This window comes from Alteromonas aquimaris, assembly GCF_026183695.1.
Lineage (GTDB): Bacteria > Pseudomonadota > Gammaproteobacteria > Enterobacterales > Alteromonadaceae > Alteromonas > Alteromonas aquimaris.
In genome coordinates this window covers 520,386-543,957 of the sequence record NZ_JAPFRD010000005.1, presented here as the reverse complement: position 1 = coordinate 543,957, position 23,572 = coordinate 520,386, and the positions used below count along the sequence as shown (strand labels likewise).

At 43.2% G+C, this 23,572-nt stretch carries 18 protein-coding genes; 12 read left to right on the top strand and 6 right to left on the bottom strand.

Annotated features, from left to right (window positions below):
• Positions 1 to 4: 4 nt before the first annotated feature.
• From OPS25_RS05460 to nadK, 4 genes are all read left to right on the top strand, one after another.
• Positions 5 to 1,192 (top strand): E22 family MetX-like putative esterase, encoded by a 1,188-nt coding sequence (locus OPS25_RS05460; RefSeq protein ID WP_265616626.1) that lies wholly within the window; start codon positions 5 to 7, stop codon positions 1,190 to 1,192.
• Positions 1,193 to 1,199: 7 nt separating this feature from the next.
• On the top strand, positions 1,200 to 2,207 hold the full coding sequence (locus OPS25_RS05455; protein ID WP_265616625.1) for an extracellular catalytic domain type 2 short-chain-length polyhydroxyalkanoate depolymerase: 1,008 nt from the start codon (positions 1,200 to 1,202) through the stop codon (positions 2,205 to 2,207).
• Positions 2,200 to 2,967 (top strand): 3-hydroxybutyrate dehydrogenase, encoded by a 768-nt coding sequence (locus OPS25_RS05450; RefSeq protein ID WP_265616624.1) that lies wholly within the window; start codon positions 2,200 to 2,202, stop codon positions 2,965 to 2,967. Before OPS25_RS05455 ends, OPS25_RS05450 begins: the two co-directional genes overlap by 8 nt.
• A 75-nt stretch (positions 2,968 to 3,042) precedes the next feature.
• Positions 3,043 to 3,918 carry an NAD(+) kinase gene (nadK, locus tag OPS25_RS05445; protein ID WP_265616623.1) on the top strand — a complete coding sequence of 292 codons (876 nt, stop codon included), beginning with the start codon at positions 3,043 to 3,045 and terminating at the stop codon, positions 3,916 to 3,918.
• 20 nt (positions 3,919 to 3,938) lie between these two features.
• Here nadK and OPS25_RS05440 read toward each other — a convergent pair whose 3' ends face one another.
• Together OPS25_RS05440 and OPS25_RS05435 are read right to left on the bottom strand one after the other, a co-directional pair.
• Positions 3,939 to 4,496, bottom strand: coding sequence for a hypothetical protein (locus OPS25_RS05440; RefSeq protein ID WP_265616622.1), 558 nt, complete (start codon positions 4,494 to 4,496; stop codon positions 3,939 to 3,941).
• Positions 4,497 to 4,594: 98 nt separating this feature from the next.
• Entirely contained in the window at positions 4,595 to 8,020 is a 3,426-nt protein-coding gene (locus OPS25_RS05435) for a tetratricopeptide repeat protein (protein WP_265616621.1), read from the bottom strand.
• 185 nt (positions 8,021 to 8,205) lie between these two features.
• Between OPS25_RS05435 and OPS25_RS05430 the strand changes: the two genes are divergently transcribed.
• Both OPS25_RS05430 and OPS25_RS05425 read left to right on the top strand, forming a co-directional pair.
• Positions 8,206 to 10,212 (top strand): hypothetical protein, encoded by a 2,007-nt coding sequence (locus tag OPS25_RS05430; protein ID WP_265616620.1) that lies wholly within the window; start codon positions 8,206 to 8,208, stop codon positions 10,210 to 10,212.
• A 245-nt stretch (positions 10,213 to 10,457) separates the two neighbouring features.
• Positions 10,458 to 11,600, top strand: coding sequence for an alpha/beta hydrolase-fold protein (locus tag OPS25_RS05425; RefSeq protein ID WP_265616619.1), 1,143 nt, complete (start codon positions 10,458 to 10,460; stop codon positions 11,598 to 11,600).
• A 36-nt stretch (positions 11,601 to 11,636) separates the two neighbouring features.
• Here the strand turns inward: OPS25_RS05425 and OPS25_RS05420 are convergent, their stop codons facing one another.
• Positions 11,637 to 14,273 carry a serine/threonine-protein kinase gene (locus OPS25_RS05420; protein WP_265616618.1) on the bottom strand — a complete coding sequence of 879 codons (2,637 nt, stop codon included), beginning with the start codon at positions 14,271 to 14,273 and terminating at the stop codon, positions 11,637 to 11,639.
• Positions 14,266 to 14,844, bottom strand: a complete 579-nt coding sequence (locus tag OPS25_RS05415; protein ID WP_265616617.1) for an ECF-type sigma factor — start codon at positions 14,842 to 14,844, stop codon at positions 14,266 to 14,268. The genes OPS25_RS05420 and OPS25_RS05415 overlap by 8 nt, the downstream gene beginning before the upstream one ends.
• Before the next feature lie 529 nt (positions 14,845 to 15,373).
• On the opposite strand from OPS25_RS05415, the gene OPS25_RS05410 reads away from it, so the two are divergent.
• Complete coding sequence (locus OPS25_RS05410) at positions 15,374 to 16,372, top strand: NADP-dependent oxidoreductase (RefSeq protein WP_265616616.1); 999 nt, start codon at positions 15,374 to 15,376, stop codon at positions 16,370 to 16,372.
• A 93-nt stretch (positions 16,373 to 16,465) separates the two neighbouring features.
• Here OPS25_RS05410 and OPS25_RS15970 read toward each other — a convergent pair whose 3' ends face one another.
• On the bottom strand, positions 16,466 to 16,780 hold the full coding sequence (locus tag OPS25_RS15970) for a serine hydrolase (RefSeq protein WP_407080212.1): 315 nt from the start codon (positions 16,778 to 16,780) through the stop codon (positions 16,466 to 16,468).
• Between the two features lie 46 nt (positions 16,781 to 16,826).
• Here OPS25_RS15970 and recN point away from each other — a divergent pair, with 46 nt between their 5' ends.
• The 4 genes from recN (at position 16,827) to OPS25_RS05390 (ending at position 20,866) form a co-directional block, all read left to right on the top strand.
• On the top strand, positions 16,827 to 18,512 hold the full coding sequence (gene recN / locus OPS25_RS05405) for a DNA repair protein RecN (protein ID WP_265616615.1): 1,686 nt from the start codon (positions 16,827 to 16,829) through the stop codon (positions 18,510 to 18,512).
• Between the two features lie 92 nt (positions 18,513 to 18,604).
• A complete protein-coding gene (locus tag OPS25_RS05400) occupies positions 18,605 to 18,961 on the top strand; it encodes an outer membrane protein assembly factor BamE (RefSeq protein ID WP_265616614.1) in 357 nt (118 codons plus the stop codon).
• A gap of 171 nt (positions 18,962 to 19,132) precedes the next feature.
• The gene (locus tag OPS25_RS05395) at positions 19,133 to 19,795 is read left to right on the top strand and encodes a DUF4097 family beta strand repeat-containing protein (protein WP_265616613.1); all 663 of its coding nucleotides are present in this window, start codon (positions 19,133 to 19,135) and stop codon (positions 19,793 to 19,795) included.
• 384 nt (positions 19,796 to 20,179) lie between these two features.
• Positions 20,180 to 20,866, top strand: coding sequence for a hypothetical protein (locus OPS25_RS05390; RefSeq protein WP_265616612.1), 687 nt, complete (start codon positions 20,180 to 20,182; stop codon positions 20,864 to 20,866).
• Positions 20,867 to 20,925: 59 nt separating this feature from the next.
• Here OPS25_RS05390 and OPS25_RS05385 read toward each other — a convergent pair whose 3' ends face one another.
• Positions 20,926 to 22,224 carry a DUF445 domain-containing protein gene (locus tag OPS25_RS05385; RefSeq protein ID WP_265616611.1) on the bottom strand — a complete coding sequence of 433 codons (1,299 nt, stop codon included), beginning with the start codon at positions 22,222 to 22,224 and terminating at the stop codon, positions 20,926 to 20,928.
• Between the two features lie 472 nt (positions 22,225 to 22,696).
• Between OPS25_RS05385 and OPS25_RS05380 the strand changes: the two genes are divergently transcribed.
• Entirely contained in the window at positions 22,697 to 23,470 is a 774-nt protein-coding gene (locus tag OPS25_RS05380; protein WP_265616610.1) for a type 2 periplasmic-binding domain-containing protein, read from the top strand.
• Positions 23,471 to 23,572 lie beyond the last annotated feature (102 nt).

Below are 23,572 nucleotides of genomic sequence, written 5' to 3'. Positions count from 1 at the left end.
GCTGATGAGAAAATATATCTTTTTCTGCTTAATTCTTTGTAATGCAGTGCTTACAAAGGCGGAGCCTGCCACGAATGAGCCACTGGTTGAAAAGCAAGTTTTTACCGCTCAACAATTTGAGTTGTTCAATGGGACTGTACTACCAGAAGTTACAGTGGGGTGGGAAAGCTACGGCACGCTTAATAAAGATAAAAGCAACGCTATTTTAATAACCCATTATTTTACCGGAACGTCCCACGCTGCTGGAAAATACAGCCATAATGATGCCGCACCGGGATATTGGGATGCGATTATCGGCCCCGGCAAGGCCATTGATACAACTAAATATTTTGTCATCAGCGTGGATTCACTGGCTAACATTAATGTCTATGACGAGCACGTGATCACCACCGGGCCCGCCAGTATCAACCCTGCTACAAATAAACCATGGGGATTAGATTTTCCCGTGGTCACCATTCGCGACTTTGTCAATGTTCAAAAAGCGGTTTTGCAGCGCTTGGGCATAGCGTCATTGCATGCGGTGATTGGTCCCTCTATGGGGGCCATGCAGGCGCTGGACTGGGCTGCTGCTTATCCTGATAAGGTAAAGCGCGTGATTTCAGTAATAGGCGCAGGAGAGAGTGATGCCTGGACCACAGCATTACTGGAACAATGGACGCTACCGATTAAATTAGACGCTAACTGGCAGAACGGTAATTATTCGCGCGACAACATGCCGATCGATGGTCTCACCGCTTCGCTCATGCTTATCACCCAGCAAGCACTGACCCCTGAGTTTTTCAATCAACAAGGTGAAACACTCGGTTACACTCCTTTAGAGGCAGCGCCCCTAACTCGTATTACATCTTCCCACAGTATCGTTAAATGGCTAAAACAGCGCGCAACAGCACGAGCTGAAAATATGGACGCAAATTCCCTGCTCTATTTGGCGCGGGCTTGCCAGCTGTTTGTCGCCGGTCACGGCACATCGTTGAACAAAGGGCTGGCAGACGTGGCCGCCCCCAGTCTCTTTTTACCGTCTGCCAGCGACCTATTGCTGATGCCCTATCTTGTGGATACGCCCCATCAAATGCTCAGTGAATCCAGTAAATTGCTTACTCTACAGGGGCAGTTTGGTCATCTGGAAGGTGTGGTGAATGTGCAGCAGCATGCAACTGCTATCACCACTTTTTTAAATAACCCTGTCAGGTAATATTATTATGCAGTTTGCGCGCTTTACATTAGTGTCAGCTATATCGCTTCCTCTTTATGCTATTGCAGCTCCTCCCTTGCCAAAACTTAATTTGGATGTGTCAGATATGACAGTCTCAGGGTTGTCTTCCGGCGGTTATATGGCAACACAGTTCCATGTGGCCCACAGTGACAAAGTGAACGGAGCAGGAATTATTGCAGCAGGACCTTATTTTTGTGGACAGAATGATATTACGGTGGCGCTAAATCAGTGTGTCAGCAAAATGGACACACCGGTTGACTTATCAACACTGAATCAGTCTGCCGTTACGTGGGCTAAAGAAGGAAAAATTGCAGCATTAAGTAACCTCGAAGGCGATAAGGTCTGGCTTCTTCACGGAACTAAAGATCTCAAAGTCACCGCAGCAGCTTCTGATTTGCTATTTGAGCAATATCAAAGCTGGGTGGGCGCACCGAATGTGACCTACGTGAATGACAAACCCTTTGCACATTTATTTCCTACTAAAGAAAAAGGCGGCTCTTGCTTAACTTCTGATACACCTTACCTGGGAAGTTGCGATTACGATGCCGCCGGCGAAATGCTTACAAAGCTTATCGGTGATTTGGATCCCCCAACAGCTGAGCTCTCGGGTGAACTGCTTGCATTCAATCAACATGCTTTAGCAGGCGAATCGGCTAAGACCATGGCGGACACAGGTTATATTTATATTCCTCAATCCTGTGCTGACGGGAATCTATGCAAGGTGCATATCAGTTTTCATGGCTGTAATCAGTATGCCGAAGCGGTAGGAAAAGCGTATGTGCAAAATACAGGAATAAATGAATGGGCAGACAGCAACAATATGGTCGTGGTGTATCCGCAAACCAAAAAGTCCATGTTTATGCCGCTTAATCCTCAGGGCTGCTGGGATTGGTGGGGATATACCTCCGCGGAATACGCCACCGCCGAAGGTCAGCAAATCAAAGCCGTGATGACCATCGTTGAAAAGTTGAACAATGGGGACACCGATGACTAAACGGAATATTTTGATTACCGGCGGCGCCAGCGGTATTGGTTTTGGTATCGCTGAGCATTTAGCGCAACAAGGTCACCATGTAGTGTTGGCTGATCTAAATCTTCAAGCCGCTTCAGCAGCGAGTGAAAAATTAACGTCTCGTCGTTTAAGTGCCGCATCGATAGCGCTGGATGTAAGCAATGCTGAGCAGGTCCGGCAGACCGCTGAAAACTTGTCAGCCACGCCTATCGATATTTTGATCAATAACGCCGGCATTCAGCATGTTTCCAGACTGGAATCCTTTCCTGCAGATAAATGGCAACAGTTGATCAATGTAATGCTGGTGGGCCCTGCCCTACTCACTCAAGCATTTTTACCAGGTATGCGTGAACGTAATTTTGGGCGAATTATTAACGTAGGTTCAATTCACTCGGTGATTGCTTCACCCTACAAATCGGCTTATGTAGCCGCCAAACATGGTTTGCTTGGCTTTGCAAAAACGGTAGCGCTGGAAACCGGGGATTGTGATGTTACTATCAACACCCTCTGCCCAGCATATGTCAAAACCCCATTGGTGGAACAACAGATAAAAGCTCAGGCCGAAGAAAACGGAATTTCTGAAGAAGACGTGGTGAACAAAATCATGTTGGAACCCATGCCCAAGAAAGCCTTTATAAGTATTGAAGAACTGGCCGCCACCGCAAGCTTCCTGATCAGCAATAATGCTCGTAACATTACTGGTCAGACTATGATCCTGGATGGTGGCTGGACTGCGCGCTAACACTTTCTTTCAACTGGTCATGTGTGCTAATGTCCAAGGTAGCCCCCTGATTTTACTACGGACATCAGCATCTTAATGTTATACAAAACCGTCGGCTTAATTGGCAAACCAAGTCATGAAGCTACCCAGGACAGTCTTGACGAACTTATTGCCTATCTTAAAAACAAAGGTTGCGAAATACTCCTTGAGGAAAGCTTAGCCACCGAGATGACCGATGTGGACGCGCCGTTTGCAAACCTGGTAACAATAGGTAAACAAGCTGATCTTGCTGTAGTGGTAGGAGGCGATGGCAGCATGTTAGGGGCTGCCAGGGTTTTATCTCGCTTTGAAATTCACGTGGTGGGCGTTAACCGAGGTAACCTGGGGTTTCTAACTGATATCAGTCCCGATGAAATTTCATCCCAACTTGATTTGATTTTTGCAGGCGAAACCGTTGTCGAACAGCGTTTTTTACTGGAAGTGGGCGTATATCGCCATGAACAGTTAAAAAGCAATAATTGCGCGGTGAATGAAGTGGTACTTCACCATGGGAAAGTCGCGCACATGATGGAATTTGAAATTTACATCGATAACCAGTTTGTGTTCAGTCAGCGTTCTGATGGGTTGATTGTTGCCACCCCCACAGGTTCGACAGCCTACTCATTATCAGGCGGCGGTCCTATCATTATGCCTAGACTTGACGCATTAACTCTCGTTCCCATGTTTCCTCACACGCTCAGTTCCCGCCCCATAGTGGTAGACGCCAACAGTGAAGTGTCCATGCGCGTATCTAAAGTTAACAGTGACAGCTTACAGGTAAGTTGTGATAGCCATATCGTTTTACCTGTGCTGCCCGGCGATGAAATTCGAGTGCGCAAGAGTGCTGATACCTTGGCACTCGTTCATCCCAAAGGATATAACTATTTCAATGTGCTGCGTAGTAAGCTGGACTGGGGTAGTAAGCTTTACTAAGCGTGCCTATCCATGCGCGATTAATCGCGATTTCTTATCTGGGGATCATGCAAATAGGTTTTTCCGTTCACCGTAAACTTAAGAATATAATCGTGCAACGTCCCTTCTCTAGTACCGTCTCGATTTAAGTTTTGTAAAACCATATTGTGGTTTTTGGGTTCACGCAGATTAAATTCGTGGCCTTTTTGTTGGCTAGACGCTTTACCCTCCCATTGCTTATCAAACGCTTCAATCCCCTGCGCGGGATTGGTTTTATAGAGGTCCATTATTCGCGTCTTATCGGCAACCTCATTCATTTCAAATACACGAATACTGTAGTTGCTGTATTCGGCTGGAAACGCGAACTGAATAAATTTCTTACCCTTCGGAAAGTCAATCACTTCAATTTTTTCGTTTCCCATATATAAAATGAGATCTGCCGGGTTATCCGCAGAGGGTACCAGTTTCACTTCAACTGAATTTTGGTTAGTGGCTCCATCAGCCAACGCAGGTAAACTGCTCGTAGTAAAAAGAATAAAAGCGGCAGTTAAAATTAAAAGTTTAAGTAGCATGGGTTGATTGGGTTTAATGTTACGCATAAAAGCTCCTGTTTTTTTGTTAAGTAAGCACACAATAAATTCATGCTCATCTTCTTTAAAAGCAATGACCTATTCCTACAGCTTGTGTATTTTCCGCACTATTGCTGGGAAAGGCTCAACTCTTTAGGCGGAAGTAAAAGTTTCAGCTCTTTTAAATCAAAATTTTTCCACATTTCTTCTGGGACGTAGGACGCAAGCTTTCGGCTGGTTTCATCATCATTATTGGCAATGGCGTATTCGAGATAGGCAATCAACGCGTCCGGCCCAGCGATGTCTGTTTTTTTCCTGGCGTTTTCAAAATCAACGGGCTGTGCACTTCTGCTTGCATAGCGAATTTGCCAAACTTTAGCTGGTTTGCTCGATAATGACATGATTTGGTTGCCCACTATTTGGGCTTGTTTAGTTTCACCCTGAGCATACAGAAATCGCCAATACCAATAGTGACGCTCAGCGTAATCATCTACCCAGATTCGTTCTATATTTGTTGGCAGGCTAGGAGTAATTCGAAAGCTTCTTTTAAAGTACTGCTTTGCTTTTAACCAGTTTCCCTGCAAAAATTCATTTTTTGCAATGTCGGCCAGCAAAATGACGTGAGTATGACGCCACCGGCTATTGTCGGGATCATGATTTACTAAATACTTAATATCGTTCAGTAACGCATAATACCCTTCGAGCGCTTTGTCATATTGCCCCAGATAACTCTTTAAACCCAAGATACGATTGGTTGCAAGAAGCAAATCGTAGCGATTGTGATAGCTATACGACTGTTTTACTAGCGACTTAAAAACCCGCTGTTCGTCCTGGTAGTATTTCAGCGCTTTTTTTAAATCCAATTGCTTCCGGTAAGCATTGCCTAGCCATGAATTTGCATCGGCCTGTGACCAGAGGGCGTCATCGTGGTCCGGTTCGCGCGCTAATATGGTTTCACTATTGGCAATTGATGCTTGAAAATACTCCTTAGCCAGCTCATGTTTATTCAGACTTCCCGCCATGGTACCAAGATTGGAAAGCGCATAGGAAACTTCCATTTTGGCGCTACTATCATTCGGTTTTAATGCAACTAAATTATTGGCGATATCAAGATACTGCTCAAAAAATTGCTGAGCCTTCGCAAAGTGTTTTCCCAGCCAATAGGTATAGCCGACCCAGTAGGTAGCCTGAGAATATTCGAACAGGTATTCATAATTATCTGGATTTTCCCGGGTCAGTAATTCCAGCAACTTTCTACTTTCAGCGAAGGCTTCAAGGGCTGACTCATGTTGATTCAACTCTATGTAAACGCTACCAATTTGATACAACGTTTTGCTTCGATTAGCGATATCTTCATTCGTCGCGCGTTTGGGATCTAACTCTACGAAATAATTTAACGCTTTTTGACCAATACTTTGCATGACATCCAAGCGGCCAAGCTTACTCAGCTGACTGTATAAATCGCCCACCAAAAAACCTATTAGATCCTGACTTTTTGCCAGGCTTGTTTCTGCTATGCGTTGGCTTTGTGTGGCTGATACTGATGCCCACGTGGCATATAGCGTGATGAGAACCAGCGCCGCAACCGCGCTCCATTGTATGCGTTTATTGTAATTCGCCCGTTTGACCGACAAAAGAATGAGCTGGCGCGCTTCTTTGTCCAGGGCTAATGGGCTTTTAAGTAAAGCCTTCCCGTCTTCCAATGGCTTTCCTGCATTTAGCAGTAAAGCCGGATCTTTGCCGTTGGCCAACCAGCGTTTAACTTGTTGATCAATTTCATTGCGTAAATGCAGAAGTCGTTTGTTTTTTTCCAAATACTCTGCCAAACGTGGCCAGTGACGAAATAGCGATTCATGAACGAGAGTAACCACTTCAATTCCTTTTGGGTTGCACTCAGATACCAGCAAACGCGCCTCTAAAAAACCCTCTACAAGCGCTTTTGAATGCTTGTTACGACATAACTCTGCCAGGTAAGCCCAGTGACGTGAGTAACGACCGTCTGAGACACTGGTAACAAGCTGATTAAAAATAGTGGAAAAACGGGCTTTAACTGCCGGTTTAAACTGTTCGAAAACATGTTCTGCATGACTGGCAATGGCGCCTTCTATTCCGCCTATCGATTCATAGCATGCAAACGTTAGTAGTCCGCTTGCGCTGCGTTTTTCATACAATTGGCTTAAGGTAAATTCCAACAAAGGAAGACTCTCAGGAGATTTAGCCGCACTCTGGGCAATGACCTCATCCAGAGGTAATTCGCCGTCATGCCCTTGCTCAAACTGCAAACCGGCTAACTCTGCAGGCTCTGTTATCATTTGTTTAATATTGAAAAGTGCCGGCGGCTGTAAATCTAGCTGACCACCATCTTGTTTAAGCTCAAGCAGTTCGGGGGTGTCGGTTAAAAAGTGATAACAATCGCTACGCAGCGTCACCACCACCCATACGTTTAGTTGATCAACTAAACGCTGAACTATACGAGCAAAAGCGCGTTGTGTTTCGATATCAATCGAGGAGGCGTTGTAAAGCTCCTCGAACTGGTCAATGCCTATCACCAGTTGACTGTGTGGAGGCCATTTCTGCAACGCGTTGCCCAGATACTCAATAAACTTATCTGACTCATTTTTACACAGCTCAAGCATAGCCGGTTTATCATCATCATCGATAAGGTAACCAGCAGACTTAGCGCTTAGTGCGGATATCAGTCCAGCAAACGGATCGCCCTGAACATCGGCAGGACGCATAATGCCGCGATAGAATTGTTTCACTGCCGGGACCATTTGCGGCGTATATAGGCTGGGTAGAATGCCTGCCCGCAATAAACTCGATTTACCTGACCCACTCATCCCCATTATTAACAAAAAAGGATGACCTTGGGCGGATTTTGATTTTAGCCGTTCGATGCTTTCTGCTACGGCAGCCGCGCGCCCCCGAAAGACATTCGCCTGGGAGAATCTAAAAGGCTTGAGTCCCAGATACGGGTTGCCACTTTGCCATTTTTCAATCTTCAGCAGTTCGTCATCACTAACCGTTGGCAGATTTTCATCGAGCCAAATATTCAGATGTGCTTCCAATTGATATTCAAAGTCAGTAGTCGTATTGAACTGGTGAAATGCTTTAGATAGACGTTGCTGTGAGTCAAGGAAATATTTTTCAAAAAAAATATCCACTTCATCTAAGCCAGATTTCTTATTGGGGTTAATTTTTCGGTATACCCAAATGGTAGGTTTACCCTTATTTTTTTGACTCTTTAATGCGGATAGAAATTCAAACTCAGTGCCCGTAATCGGGCCGTCATACCCATCTGGCAATGCTGAATCGGGCAGCGGTGTGCCAATCCGCTTCCATAGAATGAGCAGAAACAGCTCACACTCTGAAGAAGCCGGCAACTGGGGCTGAAAGGAGTCAGAAGCGTTTAATGGCAGTTGCTCCCATAATATCAATTTGATGTGACTTCTGTGACCAAATTTAGCTTTGAGTCGCTCAACTACACTGCCAACCAGTGTCCTCTCTACAGCAACGTCCCCAGGAGATGATACGAAAATACGGCACTGGGCCATTACGCTCTCGCTGGACAAAAAACATACAACTAGATTAGTACAGTTACTGTTAAATGAAAGGAGTAACTGCTATAAAAAGAAAGAATTGCGGTTTTTTGCATATCAAATTTTGCTGCGCTACCGGAAGTGGATTTTCGTCATCGGTGACATACCTTCTAACTGCCTGTTCGCCCAGGTGCTATATTTTGAAGCTTAATGGAGAAGTGATGGAACATGCTCGCCACGAAAATTCCTATCAGTACTTTGCTAGCACCCCGCTGGTGCCTATGACCCTGAGAGTGGCTGTAGCAGGTCACCGCAAGCATGACAATATTTCAATTACTAACGCTAAGCTAAGTCAACAAATCGAGTCAATATATGATCTAATTTACACAGAGTTGGCAAAATGCTATCAACATCCTCACGCGCGCAGGTTATACGCTGCAACGCCCCCCATCCTTAGAGTAATTTCTTCCTTGGCAGATGGTGCGGACAGGCTATTGGTAGAATCCAGCTTAGTAAAAAATAAGTTTGAACTTTCTTGCATCCTCCCTTTTAAGGCGGAGGAATACGCTACTGATTTCGACGAGGCGTCAAAACAAGAATTTTATGCTTTGTTGCAAGCAGCCGGCTATCAGTCCAAACACAGCCGGGTGCTCGAGTTAGATGGACAAAGAAAAAATGCAGACCAGGCGTACAAAAACTGTGGTGAGTCGTTAATTAAAAACTGTGATCTGGTAGTTGCCTTGTATGACGGGCAAAAACGCGATGGATTCGGTACCACCTATACGGTAGCGCAGGCATACAAAGCCAAGATCCCCGTCATATGGATTGATACTGAACATTCGGATAACGTTCGGCTGATTTTTTCAACCGAAAACGGTCAAAGCCAGGAACCGCTAAATGTTTCTTCGCTCAATCAATGGCTCAATCATATTTTGCTGTTTGATACCATATTAGCCCAGTCTGATCCTCACACCTCGCTGCCGCTGGCAGATAAAATTTTAGCTAAATTTGATACTTACGCCAAAGAATCGGTTGAATGCAAAGAGCATACAGCAGAAGTTGATTTTAACGGTAGTGGCCCAATCGAAATTGAACGCAGCCACTTCAATCCGCTCCACTACGGGTTCTCACTGCTTAAATCGTGGTTTATCTCCACCGATCAATTGAATGAGGAGCTATCTAAGCTAGACAAACAATTGCCTGTTGAAGCCGAAATTAAGACAAATGTCAGCCATATGTGTGAACACTTTCAGAATCTGTCCAGTCACCGCTACTATGCTGCTTATCTGCGCGCAGACCGATTAGCATCTCATTACGCTTCCATACATAGAAGTATCTTTGTCTTCATCTACGTCCTCGCAGCGTCAGCGCTTATTATCGCATCTTTGGCTATCGCCTTTGCTGACAAAAGTAAATACTTTACTCTGCCGCTTATTTTTGCCATCGCTGAAATGAGTATCCTGGTTGTGATTTACTGGCTCTACCGGAAGGACCATAAGCGTAGTCTGCATGACAAATGGCTAGAGTACCGATGCATAGCAGAGTTTTTACGCCCTACCCTGTTTCTGTCGTTCTTTGGAACAAATTATCCTATGCGTCGTTTTCGCGATCGTGAACAAATTGTCGGCCGTAACCTTCTTGGACATGGTGGGCCTGAAAGATGTTGGGCATATCTGTATATTGAGACCGTTGTGCGCTGGGTAGGTTTCTCTGGGCATACCGTCGACAGAGCATACATCAACGATGCTATTCATTTTTCCAGAGGCCAATGGGTGGCCAGGCAATACCAGTATCATACGCAAAATGCTATTTCCATGAAGCTACTGGGACATCGTTTAGCGCATCTCAGCGAACTGATGTTCTGGAGTACAATTCTCATCATCGGCGTAAAAATTCTGCTTGGCATTTGGGGGCCCGAAAGTTATCCCCTGTCTAAATTTTTAGGATTACTGGCCACGTGGCTTCCCATTCTGGGCACTACCGCATTTGCCATTCGTAATCATGCAGAGTTCGAAATTTCCGCGCAGCGTTCGCTCAGTTCTCGCGAAGTATTTCTGATCTACAACAAGCAACTGCTTGAGCTTAAGCGTACTGAGGCCTCAATGTCTGACATAGACGAACTTTTAATGGAATTGACCACAGATTCAATAAGAGAAACCGCAGATTGGCTGGAGATCTACGAAGTAAAAGATACTGAGACTGCATGATTGTATAAACACTTTAGCTCGGATGTATAAAAAAGAGTCGCATCCTCAACCCAATCGTCATATTCACTTTTGCTGTACGCTGCTGTTAGCGTGTTAACCACATTGGAATTATGACCTCCCTGAGTGCCCATAAGCGGATTTTTCTTTTCTTAAAACTAATAAATTTGAACCGTTTTTTTCTTCTTTTCCGCGTTTAGTAACAGTAGGTAGAAGTTTGACTACCTATTACAAACAGAGGAATTGAAATGAAATTTTTAGCAGTAGCGTTAATAATCTTTGCAAGTGGCTATACAGTTGCTGATACTCACTCACAGCAGTCTCTTTTACAAAACAAATCCGATAAATTAAAACACTTCAAGAAGAAACTGGTTATTCCAGACGCAATGGAGCGAAAACTTGAATCTCATTATGTTGATGAAACTTTCAGTATCTATATCCTTCTTCCAGAAAATTATGATGCGAAAAAAGAAGGTGGATATCCAGTTTTTTACTTGTTAGACGCCGACTATTTTGTGCACTCATTAGATCATGCGACCAGTTTCAACTCGATGCTCCCGGATACAATCATCGTCGGTATTGGATATGAGGGGGCTGACTCGGACGGAACCAAAAGAATTCGCGATTACTCTCCAACAACTGTTGTCGAGTACCCCAATTCTGGGGGCGCAGGTAATTTTCGAGCGATGTTGCTGAACGAATTAAAGCCCCGCATCAATCAAAATCTGAACGTGAATACTGAACACGAAACGCTGGTGTCATGGTCTCTTAGCGGACTATTTGCATTGGATACACTTTTCAATCATCAGGCGCTCTTTGATAACTATATCGTAGCTTCACCCTACCTTGCCTGGGACAATTATATGATCTTTAATGAAGAGGCGAAATATGCCTATTCAAATACGGATTTAAACACCAAGTTGTTCCTTAGCGTCGGAGAACTTGAATCCGTAGAAACGACAAAAGCGCCATTTTACGCTTTTGTAAATACTATCGAGGCACGGAGCTATACGAACTTGCTAATTGAAGATCGGGAAATTGAAGGGGAAGCCCATAATACTATGGTCGCCCCATCTTTTAATAAAGGCTTACGGCATGTGTTTAGTGACATCAAAGCACTTAATTTACCTGAAGAGGTATTAAAGGATTACATTGGTACATACGATTTCTTCCCAGGCGTCGCGATGTCAGTGCAACTAAAAGACGATATGCTGGTTGCACAAATAACCGGTTTTAATAGTTTTGAGATGTACCCACAGCAGACAAATTTATTTTTCAGTAAAATGATTCCGGGGTTAACAGTTGAGTTTACTCGCGATGAAGATGGTTACATAAATCGCGTCACTTATGACTCCCCTACATTGGGAGTTTTCTCAGGTACGAAGAGATAGTTTGGTATGGCCCAGCTTCTAGCTGGGCTCACTTAGTCACAAGAGCTGTTCAACTAGATGATTTGCAGTAGCAGATTCTTCTTGCTTGCCAAGAGTTTCATATATTTTAGTCAAATACCGTAAATTTTCATTTAAGATAATCTCGTTTGCGTTCTCCCGTCGCGCAACATTTTTTTGGCTTTTCTGTAAGTATTGTTCTGCTTCGTGTAACTTTTTACTAAAGAAATAGGCGATTCCTATTGCTTGTTGTATTTCGGCAATAGGGTATTCAGTTGAATCATAATTGCCTCGAAAAAAATTTTCTGCCTGAATCAATAACATTACACAATCTTCCAATTTTCCAAGACGACCTTTTGCTACACCCAAGGTCCATTTTGCATAATTCGTAGTATCGTGATTCTCTCCATAATTTATTCTCGCCAATTCTAAAGCGCGCTCTAGTGTCGATTCGGCTTCACTAAATTTTCCGTTTTTCTCAAGTAAACTTCCATAATTAATTAGAAGCCCAGCCATTTTCAAATGCTGTTCGCCATATTTCTTTTCTGTTATGTGAATAGCTAACTCATGGTAGAAAAGTGATTCGTCAATCTTTTTCAGCATGCGTTTTACCGTCGCCATCATTGCAGCGGTATTCACTCTTAAATCTGAATAATCACCATAAAGTAACTTCACTCTGTTTAATTGTTCAGCGAATAAATTTTCTGCTTCTTCCCATCTATTCTGATACCAATATAGAAGACCTATGGTTGCTTGTATTTGGGCATAGTCCGGAGAAAGTGTACGCATCTCGTGCTTAAATTGCTGCTGCAATATGAGTAAAGCTTTTTCCGCCTCTTCAAACGATCGGTTGTAAATTTGCGCTTCGGCAAGAAAAACGTTGTTTCGAATCAATTTTCTTTTAGCATCACCATACGATGAGTAAATGCTTTTAGCCTTCTGATAAGCCATGATAGAGTCATTCCACTGGGCTTTTTTCTGGAAAATTTTTCCTTGCAAGTGATATACATCAGCTAACTGAAGTCTACTTTTGCGTGAATCGCTAGGGTGAATACGCTGATAGGCTTTTTCAGTATAGGCTGTAGCGGACTCTAAGTTACCTAACCCCAACTCCACAGTACCCATTAAAATGTGTTCCTGTACACCTCGGTACGTTGCTTGTTCACTTATGTTGGCCATCGCTCTTGAAAGATGCCACCTTGCTTCTTTATAACTGGACAAATTTAAGTAAACCTCACCAATACTTTTATGCAAGGCAAGTTGAAGGTGGGGGGCCTTTTCATTGAGCGTCATGACTTCAGCACTCGCCAGTTTTAATACATCCTTAGCCGATATTATCTGCCCATTAGCATTATATGGATCAACCTGTTTAAACGCTTTAAGAAGAAGTTCGTTTATTGCTTCCGCTCTTTGCGATTCACTCTTAGCAATATCTCTCTCATATGCCAACTGTTCGTTCTTATAACCCAAGAGCGTTATTGAGGAAACGATTAAAATAGAACAAAAAACAATCATTAAACTGGCAAACTTATGCCGTCGTTGCCAAAGAACTGACCGATGTAATAACCCTGATTTTATCGCCGACACAGGTTTATCATTCAAAAAGCATTTTATGTCGTTTGTGAATTGCGCAATGGTTTCGTAACGCCCGTGAATATCGTAAGACATAGCTTTATTCACGATAGCTTGAAGATCGTTCAAACGCTCGCCCTTATCCAAAAGAGCTAGCCAATTATCACTCTTATTCCTTGATTCCATTATAGGCGCAGGGGGCGCTAAGCGCGTTTTCTCAATATCTGCCGGAGAAAGTGTTGTATGGGGAAATGGTTTGTTCCCTGTTAATAGGGTGTATAAAACAATACCAAGTGAATAGATATCAGTAGCCGTAGTGAGTTTTTTCCCCAATAGTTGTTCTGGGCTTGCATAGGCTGGAGTATAAATATTAGTTGTATCGTGGACCTCTTTCACAAACACCTCATCAGTATTTGTGATTAATCGGACAACCCCAAAGTCTATCAATTTTGGATCGCCTTCTTTCGTAACTAAAATATTATCCGGTTTTATATCGCGGTGGATAACTGAGTGGGAGTGAGCATATTGAACCCCCTCGCACACTTTTATAAAAAGTTTTAGGCGGTCGTGAATTAACAGTCTATTTTCAGTACAAAACTGAGTGATTGGTACGCCATCAATGTATTCCATCACAATATAGGGATTACCTTTATCCGTCGTTCCCCCGTCTAACAATCGACAGATTGCTGTATGTTCAAGATCGGCTAGCGTTTGTCTTTCCAGTAAAAAACGAGCACGGTGATGCTCTGTTTGAAGACGAAACTGTCCTACTTTAATCGCAACTTTTTTTGTAAATTCACCATCATCACGTTCGCCGAGAAATACATTTCCCATACCTCCCTGACCAATCAATTCTTTTACGCGGTAATTTCCGTAACTCGCCTGATAACTAGCTAGCAGACTGGATTCCAATATTGACTCACAAATGGGTGATAAAGCCACCGCTTCTTCGGTCGCATCTTGTTTAATCAATGCCATTACCGTATTGAACAGGGGGGTATTTAGCCCACAACGACCTATTAGCCATGACAGGCTTTTCTTTTCGTTTAATTCTAAATATTCTAAGAAAATAGTCTTTGCGCTTTCGTAGTTCTCATCAAGCATACTTAATTTCTTCATCTAACTGTTGATTAAGCCACGCTCGAGCGAATCGCCATTGCCGTTTAATGGTACTTACCGACAATTTTTTTATTCCAGCTATTTCTTCCAGTGAGAAACCAGCGAAATACCTTAATTCAGTAAGCTCCACAATTTCCGGATCTACATTTCCTAAACTTTCAAGCAGCCGATTAATTGTTAGCCAGAGTTCTTTGTCACTGTTATTAAATGGGAGGCTATCTTCATCAACTGGTACAAGGTTAACCCCCGCCCCCCTTTTTTCGCAGCTTCTTGAACGCAGATAATCGATGACAACTCTGCGTGAAACCCTTGCTAGTACTGAAAAAAAGTGCTCACGATTGTGCCATGAAAAAGATCGTTGTTTATCAAATTCAAGATAAACATCGTGGGCCAGATCTGTGGTATCAATTGTAATTTGGTCTCTATAAGGCTTGATTCTGTTGGCAATAATTTTTTTCATTGAGGGATAAACAATTTCAAGAAGGTTTTTCCAAGCTTCCCGGTCACCCGCTTGTGATTTTTCGAGCAATAGAGCCAGATCTGGAGAATGCGACATGACGTTTCCTTTTTGCTTTTATACGTCTTTATAAAGCTTCAATGCTCTAATCTTCCTTATCCTCCAAAGTTTTCTGAAAAATAGCAAGGGAAAAATTGCTGTCAATTAAATGCTTCGTGAGCAGGAATATTAGGACTATTTTGTACCACTTATAAGCTATGTGTCATTTCAACTAATTATCGATTAATTTAGTTATGAGAAACAAATCAAATCAGACGTTCGTAACTAGCCTGGCGATAGCCCGAAAAGCAACATTGCGCTCTTCGAATCGGCCGTAGAAGACGCCTTTCAAGGGTTAATAACTGAGGCGGATATTGTCGCGCCGGGAGATGTAAGTTCTGAGACTTTTCTTTGTGCTCACGTAGCAGGTTGTGTTCGGGGTCGAATTAGGGGTATACAACGTGATGCGGTATTAATGAAATCATGGCGCATACTTATTAATCCGACGAATGGAGAAATTTTAATCTTGCATCGTTAAGTATTATCCCCACGTCTTTATCACTCATAACAACTAGTAAGGTCATTGTCTGTGTCAAACTATAAGAAACTTGTCTTAGCCCAACGCCCGCAAGACGGCAAAATTGGGGCGCATTTGTTTGCCCAAAAAGAACAGCCTATACCCACACCTGGTGACGGCGAAATACTTATTAAACAAACTTATATGTCGTTGGATCCCGCCATGCTCGGCTGGATGAGTGACGACCGCGAAAGCTATATCCCGCCTGTCGAAATAGGCGAAGTTATGCGTTCAAGCGGGGTTGGTGAAGTTGTCGAATCTAATCATCCCGACTTTAAGGTTGGTGACAAGGTGATGGGTATGACTGGCTGGCAGGAATACCTTATCAGTGACGGCCAGGGCTTTAATAAGCTGCAAGCTGGGGTGAGTGAGGAAATGGCATTATGTGTTTTTGCCCTGCCAGGTTTAACCGCTACCACAGGTTTATATAATTTCGGTAAGCCTAAAGAAGGTGAAACACTTGTTGTTACTGGTGCTGCTGGTTCTGTTGGCTCAATCGTTGGACAACTTGCCAAAGCAGATGGTTTGCATGTCGTCGGTGTGGTTGGCTCGGATGCAAAAGCTGACTGGATAGTAAACGAATTAGGTTTTGATGGCGCAATCAACTACAAGAAGGATGACCTGGCAGCCAAGCTTGAAGAATTAACTCCCGATAAAGTAGATGTGTTTTTTGAAAATACAGGAGGCCCGATCCAACAGCATATATTTAACCGCATGAATGCTCATGGTCGCATAGTGGTATGTGGCATGATTGCAGACTACCAGGCTGAAAAACCGTCCCCTGGCCCGAACTGGATCCCCTTGATTAAAAAACGTATTGCAATCCGCGGATTTGCGATGCCGGACCACTGGGATGAAATTCCAAAAATACTTGAAAAGCTAACCCCCTATGTTCAACAAGGAAAGATAAAATACCGCGCCCACACCGTTACCGGGTTAGAAAATGCAGTAACGGGGCTCAATATGCTGTTTGAAGGTAAAAATACCGGAAAGATGTTGTTAAAACTTTAGTCTGTAATGGATACATGGAAGAAGGGGGAGATACTCTTTGGCCCTCCTTCTGATATGTCTTACCAACTCAGGTATAAGAGTTTTTTACATAGCTTATTCAAGTTGGCTTCTACTGCGATTTAATTTGTCGACTCCCAGGGCGATTTCTTTTAGTTCAAAGACCAATTCATTTATCGCCATCGCATAACTTTTACCAGTTACATTCTTGATCATCATTGCGGCCAGATGATAGTTCAGGTTCGAATATTGATATGCAGTACCCGGTTCAAATGATAATGTTGAACTATTGATAACGGAGCTTCGAATTACTCCACATAGTTTTTTACTTTGGCAAGATGTAGCTGGTAGCTTATTTACCCTTAGCTTAGGTGTAAATAGCTCAAAAAAAACTTTACAATCACTCCACACTGTATATATTTACATGCACTGTATATTTATAAAGTATTGTGAGTATATGTTAGTTCATCTTTCCGTTAAAAATTTCGCTATAGTAAAACAGCTGTCAGTAAGCTTTGAGCAAGGTATGACAGCTATCACCGGCGAGACCGGTGCAGGTAAATCTATTGCTATAGACGCATTAAGCTTGTGTTTAGGTGGTCGTGCTGATGCGAATACGGTACGTAGTGGCGCTGAAAAGGCGGAGATAGTCGCTCATTTTTCGCTCAAAGATAACCAGGCGGCGATTGATTGGCTAGATGAGCTCGAATTACTTTCTGAAGATGAAAGTGATGGATGCTTTATTCGCCGCGTGATTTCCCGTGAAGGCCGTTCAAAAGCATTTATCAACGGATCGCCTGTTTCTTTGCAGCAACTCAAGCAACTAGGGTTGTATTTCATATCCATACACGGCCAGAATGCCCACCTGCAAATGTTGAAGGAAGATCATCAACGTTACTTAGTAGACAGTTTTGCCAAACATGAACATCTTTTGACCGCCGTAAAACAAGCGTTTCGAGAATGGCAGGCGGTTACGTCTGAGTATTCCAGGTTAAAAGATGAGGCTCAGACTCGCGCAGATCGTCAACAATTATTGGCTTATCAAGTTGCAGAATTAGATGAGTTGGGTTTGGCCGACGATGAGTTCGCCACGCTTGAGATAGAACATAAAAGGGTAAGTAACAGTCAGACACTGCTTGAAGAGGCGCAGCACGGTGTGTTTGCGCTGTATGAAAGCGATGACGCAAATGCGTTCGCAATGATCCAAAGCGCGCTTGACGGGCTGGAGCAATTGCAAGAGAGTGATGCTACGCTTTCGCCTATTGTTTCCATGCTTACCGAAGCATCCATTCAGGTCGAAGAGGCGGCAAAAGAATTACGCCGCTACTGCGATAAATTTGATTTAGATCCTGAGGCCATTCAAGAAATTGAAGCGCGATTTGCGAAAGTGATGGAATTATCTCGCAAGCATGCGGTCGCCCCCGAAGACCTATATGTTCATCATCAAACTATCTTATCCGAACTTAAGGGTCTGCAAGACGATGAGTCCAAATTAGAAGGTATGCAACAGCAAGTAGAAGAAGCAAGAGCTCATTATTTTGCCCAGGCTAACCTACTTTCCGTGTCGCGTAAGAAAGCCGCTAAGCTACTAAGTACGCAGGTTGAAAGGCAAATTCAGCAAATGAACATGCCGCATGCGAAAGTGAATATTGAAATTATCAACCGCGAAGACAGTCGCCCTGCATTAAATGGTACGAATGACGTGTCATTTAAAGTTGCCACCAATCCGGGTCAGCCCTTGGAAAAACTGGAAAAAGTGGTTTCTGGTGGAGAGCTTTCACGAATAGGTTTAGCCGTTCAAGTTATTGCTCAGGATAGTCACGTCACACCGACTATGATTTTTGATGAAGTCGATACGGGTATCAGCGGGCCTACTGCGTCAATTGTGGGAAATTCACTGCGCCAGTTAGGTGCAAAATCGCAGGTGATGTGCGTAACCCATCTACCTCAAGTTGCAGCACAGGCTCATAATCAACTTTTTGTGACCAAAGTGAGTACCAAAAATCAGACAGAAACGCGTATCCTTCCTTTAACGAAACAGGATCGTGTTGATGAATTAGCTCGACTGTTAGCGGGAGACAAAGTAACTGATTCTGCATTAGCCAATGCCAGAGAATTGTTGAAAAGTGTAGAATCGAACTAATAAGCAGTTGATTGGTCCTAGCGTAAGGGGTAGCATGCTTCCCCGCTAAATAACAAAATTAACGATAAGGCTAGTCCGCGGATCTGTATATCATGAAGTTGTTACAATCACTGTTTATTATTACCTTTATATGTGGCCTGGCAGGCTGTACTGACTGGATATATCGAATCGATGTGCCTCAGGGTAATTTTCTTGAAGAAAAAGATGTAAAAAAATTGCGAGTGGGGATGTCTAAGGAGCAGGTCATTTATGTTTTAGGACGCCCAGTAGTTAAAGACTCGTTTAATCACGATACCTGGTATTATGTTTATGATATGAAACGAGGTATGAGCAAACGGGGTGAAGACTTTCAAAAACGTCTTATTATCAATTTTGAAGAAGATAAAGTTTCGACCGTAGAAGGTGATTTTGAACTCTCAGAAGATTTTAATACCCCTCTAGATGAATAATTAACCATAGTTGGCCTGAATTACCATTAATTCGGTTTTTAGGCCACCCCGCCTTTCGCAAGTTCCTTCCACGCACACCTAATGCATTGATTTAAAACCAATAAAAGCTTTGGCACACTAGCTGCTCACATCCAAATATCATTTGTATGTTAAAAACAATCAGGAAGTATTATGCAGTCTAAATTAGTTATTCCTCTCGTCGTTTCCGCTATGTTAAGCGGGTGTATTATCCACGTCGGGGGCGATTATCGCGAAAAACCTGGCAGCGACGTTAGCACAGTATTGGGAGGCATCGATATCGATGCCGGCCATACCGTTGGTGACCTGTCAACGGTAAACGGTGGTATAGAATTAGAAGACAATGTAATAGCAAAAGATGTGGACACGGTTAACGGTGGCATTGAGATGGGCGATAATGTCAGTGTTAAAGACGCCAGCGTTGTAAATGGCAATATCGAGGCAGGGGTAAACCTTCATGTAGAAGGGGATATCACTACCGTTAATGGAGATGTTTTACTTAAATCCGGTGCAGATATTCGAGGTGATATCGAGACAGTCAATGGTGACATTACACTGATTGCTGCTAGAGTTGGTAGAAATCTCGTCACTCACAATGGCACTATCGAATTAACTGACGGAACTACTATTAAAGGTAATATTATCTGGCAAGCACGTGATAACAATAGCTGGATAGACCACCACACTATTCCCGTCTTGAAGATAAGTGCAGACAGCTCCGTGGAGGGTGAAATTAAATTATACCGAAAAGTAAAATTAGAGTTGGATAACGATTCGCTTAAGGCGAAAGTCCGTTACCTCTATGCTGGTGAGTAATACAATCCGCGCTGATGTTTGCTCACTCAGTGCGTGAATTTTTACACTTATGATAAGCCAATTGTGTGAAGGTTTAGGGGGTTTAAATCGAACGCAATTGGTGCCTTTGAAAAGTGTAGAAACCGCGTCTAAAGGAAAATAGAGGCGGCTATCTGTTCAACGTTGTATCGGCTCAAAACGCCTTGTATCTTTCACCTTTCCCCAATGCCATTGACTCGATACCTGCCACAATCTCTATGCTGCTCGAATATTCATGCGAATTGATATAAACCAGGGCTAGGATGGGTTGTTTAATTTAAGCCAGACAACTCACTAGCACCAATTTGACTACAAACGTAATCAAAATTAGGATTACGTTTGTAATTATAGTTTATGGACTGAAGTATGTTATCAAAATCGATTCTACTCATTTTAACTTTAATATTCTTATCGGCCTGTTCTACCACCATTATCCATCTGATTTCCCGTTATCTTAATACTACACAACAAACGGACCTGGTGGCCTTACTCGAACGACATAACTTTAAAGTTAAACTCAGTGAGCACCCTTTTCCACTGAGCATTACTGACACGACACTCGTTTTTTCACCATTGCTAACGGATCCGGAAGCCCTCACTACCCTCCATGCGATTTTGCCGATTGCCGGATATCCCTTATCAAGGTCTAGTGCACTAGTAGAAGGGAAGCATTGGTATACCAAAAACAATATTGGATTTTACCCCATCCCAACCGGTGTTGATCCGTTTTCAGATACGTTACCTGCCGCTTTGGCACATGAATATAAAAGTGAAAATTGCGCCAAAAACTTTTCGTTGACGCTCAGTCATTCCGGTAGATTTAGATTAGTTACAGATGCCGGCACTAGGCAGAAAATCAACGGGTTGTGGCGAGTCACGGAGTTCCCCTACCTTGTACTGCAAGGAACTAATCAGTTCAAAAATTTTTACTTTGAAGTGAAACAGGCAAAACTAAAAGACCAAGTTTCACACATTTCCGTGATCACATTAGTACCCTTAAATTCTCACCCTTTAATACCGCCTTGCGATGTGTCGTTTGGCGAGCGGATATAGGGGATTGCATTATCATCACAGCTGCGTCCCGCTTTGGTGGGACGCCTGCTTGATTTTGTTTAGTAAAAATTTTCAATAGTTACCTCAATAAGAAATAACAGCGCACCGATAAATCCTCCTACTAAGGTTCCATTAATGCGCACTTTTTGTAAGTCGCGTCCTATATTCAACTCAATTTGAAAAGCCATATCGCGTTCATCCCAACTTTCGATAGTACGCTGGATGTGGTCTGTAAGAAATTCGGCCAGTTCTGGCGCCATATAACGCCCGGCTTCTGCTATATGACTATTGATGGAAGCGGCGAGTTTCGTGTCCTTATCAATAGCTTTGCCCAGGTTATTTAATGCGCCCGATAAGTGTGTGCGAAAATGTCCATCATGCTCACTTAGATCTTGTTTAATACGACTATTCAAGTCCATCCAAACCTTGGTTAGGTACTTATGCAGTGAAGGGTTTTCTAACAGCTTGACCCGCATTTCATCTAGCTTATGTGCTAGTTCAGGCTCATTACGAACTCGCTCGATATATTCGTGAAGATAATTATCAAATGCGATACGCACTGGATGTTGGGGATCGTCGTTAATATCCATTATCATACTGGAAATAGCCTTAACCGCCACATTGGCCCCTTTTTCGCTCAGCCAGGTAGAGGGTAAAAATTTTTCTAATCGTCGATGCTCCGTGCGCATCCAGTCATGGAGTTTAAGCGCAATCATAGCTTGTGTTTCAGGGTGCTCACAAACCGTCGCAATACGATTAATAACCTGGTCGAGAATTTCCTGATGACGATCATCGCGAGTTAAGACGTTTAACGTACCACTGGCGAGGGGGCCTAAGTCCACCCGATAAATAGCCCGTTTAAAACCCGCAATTAAAAATGCTTGAATAGGTTTGTCATCAATTACATTTAACATTCCGGCTACCATATCGCTCACATACCGGCTGATTTTGGCGGCATTGGCTTCAACAATTAACCAACGTGCCGCTCCTTGAGCAGGTTGACTGTCCGCGATAAGCGTTTCTATCGCTTGCGGGTTAAAAAACTTCTCCTTAACAAACGCAGATAAATTTTCGGCGATAACTGCCTTGTTATTTGCCACAATGTTGGTGTGGGGAATTGGCCAGCGCGAAGGGATGGGTTTAAACAGTGCCGTGACTGCAAACCAGTCTGCTAACCCGCCAACGAGTGCTGCTTCACTGGACATTTTTATCAGACCGATGACAAACCCGAATTCTGTAGCGATAGCGGATTGTTTCAATACACTGGTTAAAAGAAACAAGCTGGCAGCACCGATTAACCATCCCAGCGCTCTACGTTTAGACTTTTTTAGTGCAATTTCTCTTACTGATTGATCCAACCTGCGTTCCTTATAAGGTCAATAACTCACCCCACTAATCCCAACCTGATTTAATCCCCCCAGAAACAAAATCTGGGTCGACTATACGCTTTCCGTTATCCAATTCATTTATCCTTGCAACATCTTTAGAACTAAGGTCAATTGCATGGGAATTATAGTTATGTTGCAAATGTGCTCTGTCGATGGATGAAGGTATACTATATATTTTTTAATCTCTAAGCCATGCAAGAGCCATTGAGGCAGTATCATTATGCCTGTAGCCAACCTCCCCTGCGTACAGCACAAGTTGTCTGGCGTAGTGGCTTTTGAGACTAAACGTTCACACGTCGTCCGATAGCATTGCTTCCATTTAGCCCTTCTATGTTGTTAACGAAATAATGAGCTATATTAGATGTAAAGAATGCTACGTCGATGTAGTCTGATGAGATCCACGCTATTTTTAATCCCGTCGTGAAGGAGCCGTCCTCACCCTATGTTCGTGCGCAAAAAACTGATTTTTATATTGATTAGCCATCTTGTGCTGGTGGGTACTGTCAAAGCCGAGATAAAACCTATTTATCGCATTGGGGTCGAGGACGTATCTTATTACCCTTTACAGAACTTTCAAGCTCGCGAAAACAAGGGTGTTCTGGCGAGTATTTTAAATCTGTTTGCACGTACGGAAGGAATAAATATTGAATTTATCCCTCTCCCTATACATCGCTTTACCGCCTGGTTTGACGAGGGGAATATCGACTTGCGTATCCCAGATCACCCTGTGTGGTCACAATCGCTGCAACCTGAACTCATTTATAGCGCTCCAGTGTTACTTCTTTGCGAATCTACGGTGGTGCTGGCAAAAAATATAGATAAGAGCCAAAGTGCAATAAAAAGCATTGGTATTTTACATGGATTCACACCTTCTCGACGCTGGCGAAAAAGTATAGAGAAGGGCGAGGTCGAGCTCATTTCTGACGCTTCCTTAAAAGTGCTTACCAGGATGCTGATGAACGAAATGGTCGATGGTTTAAATGTTGAATATAGCGCTATTCAATATCAGGTTAAAGAGCTGGGGTACGATCAGAGTAACGTCAAAATCTCCAGACGCATTCCGCAAACACAATTTAGCTATCATATGTCGACTATACGTCACCAGGATATTCTTAAAAAGTTTAACGACTTTTTAGACCGCTATCGGCAAGAGATTATTGCCATTAAAAGAAGCCATGATTTTCTTAGTAACAGGACTTGTCTACCTAGCGATTAAATAAAAACTTACTCAATAAAACCCGAATGCTACCCACTTTGGCCTGTCACTTATCCTACTGACGCCTAAATACGCTTCTACTTTTTAAATTCAGATGCTGAT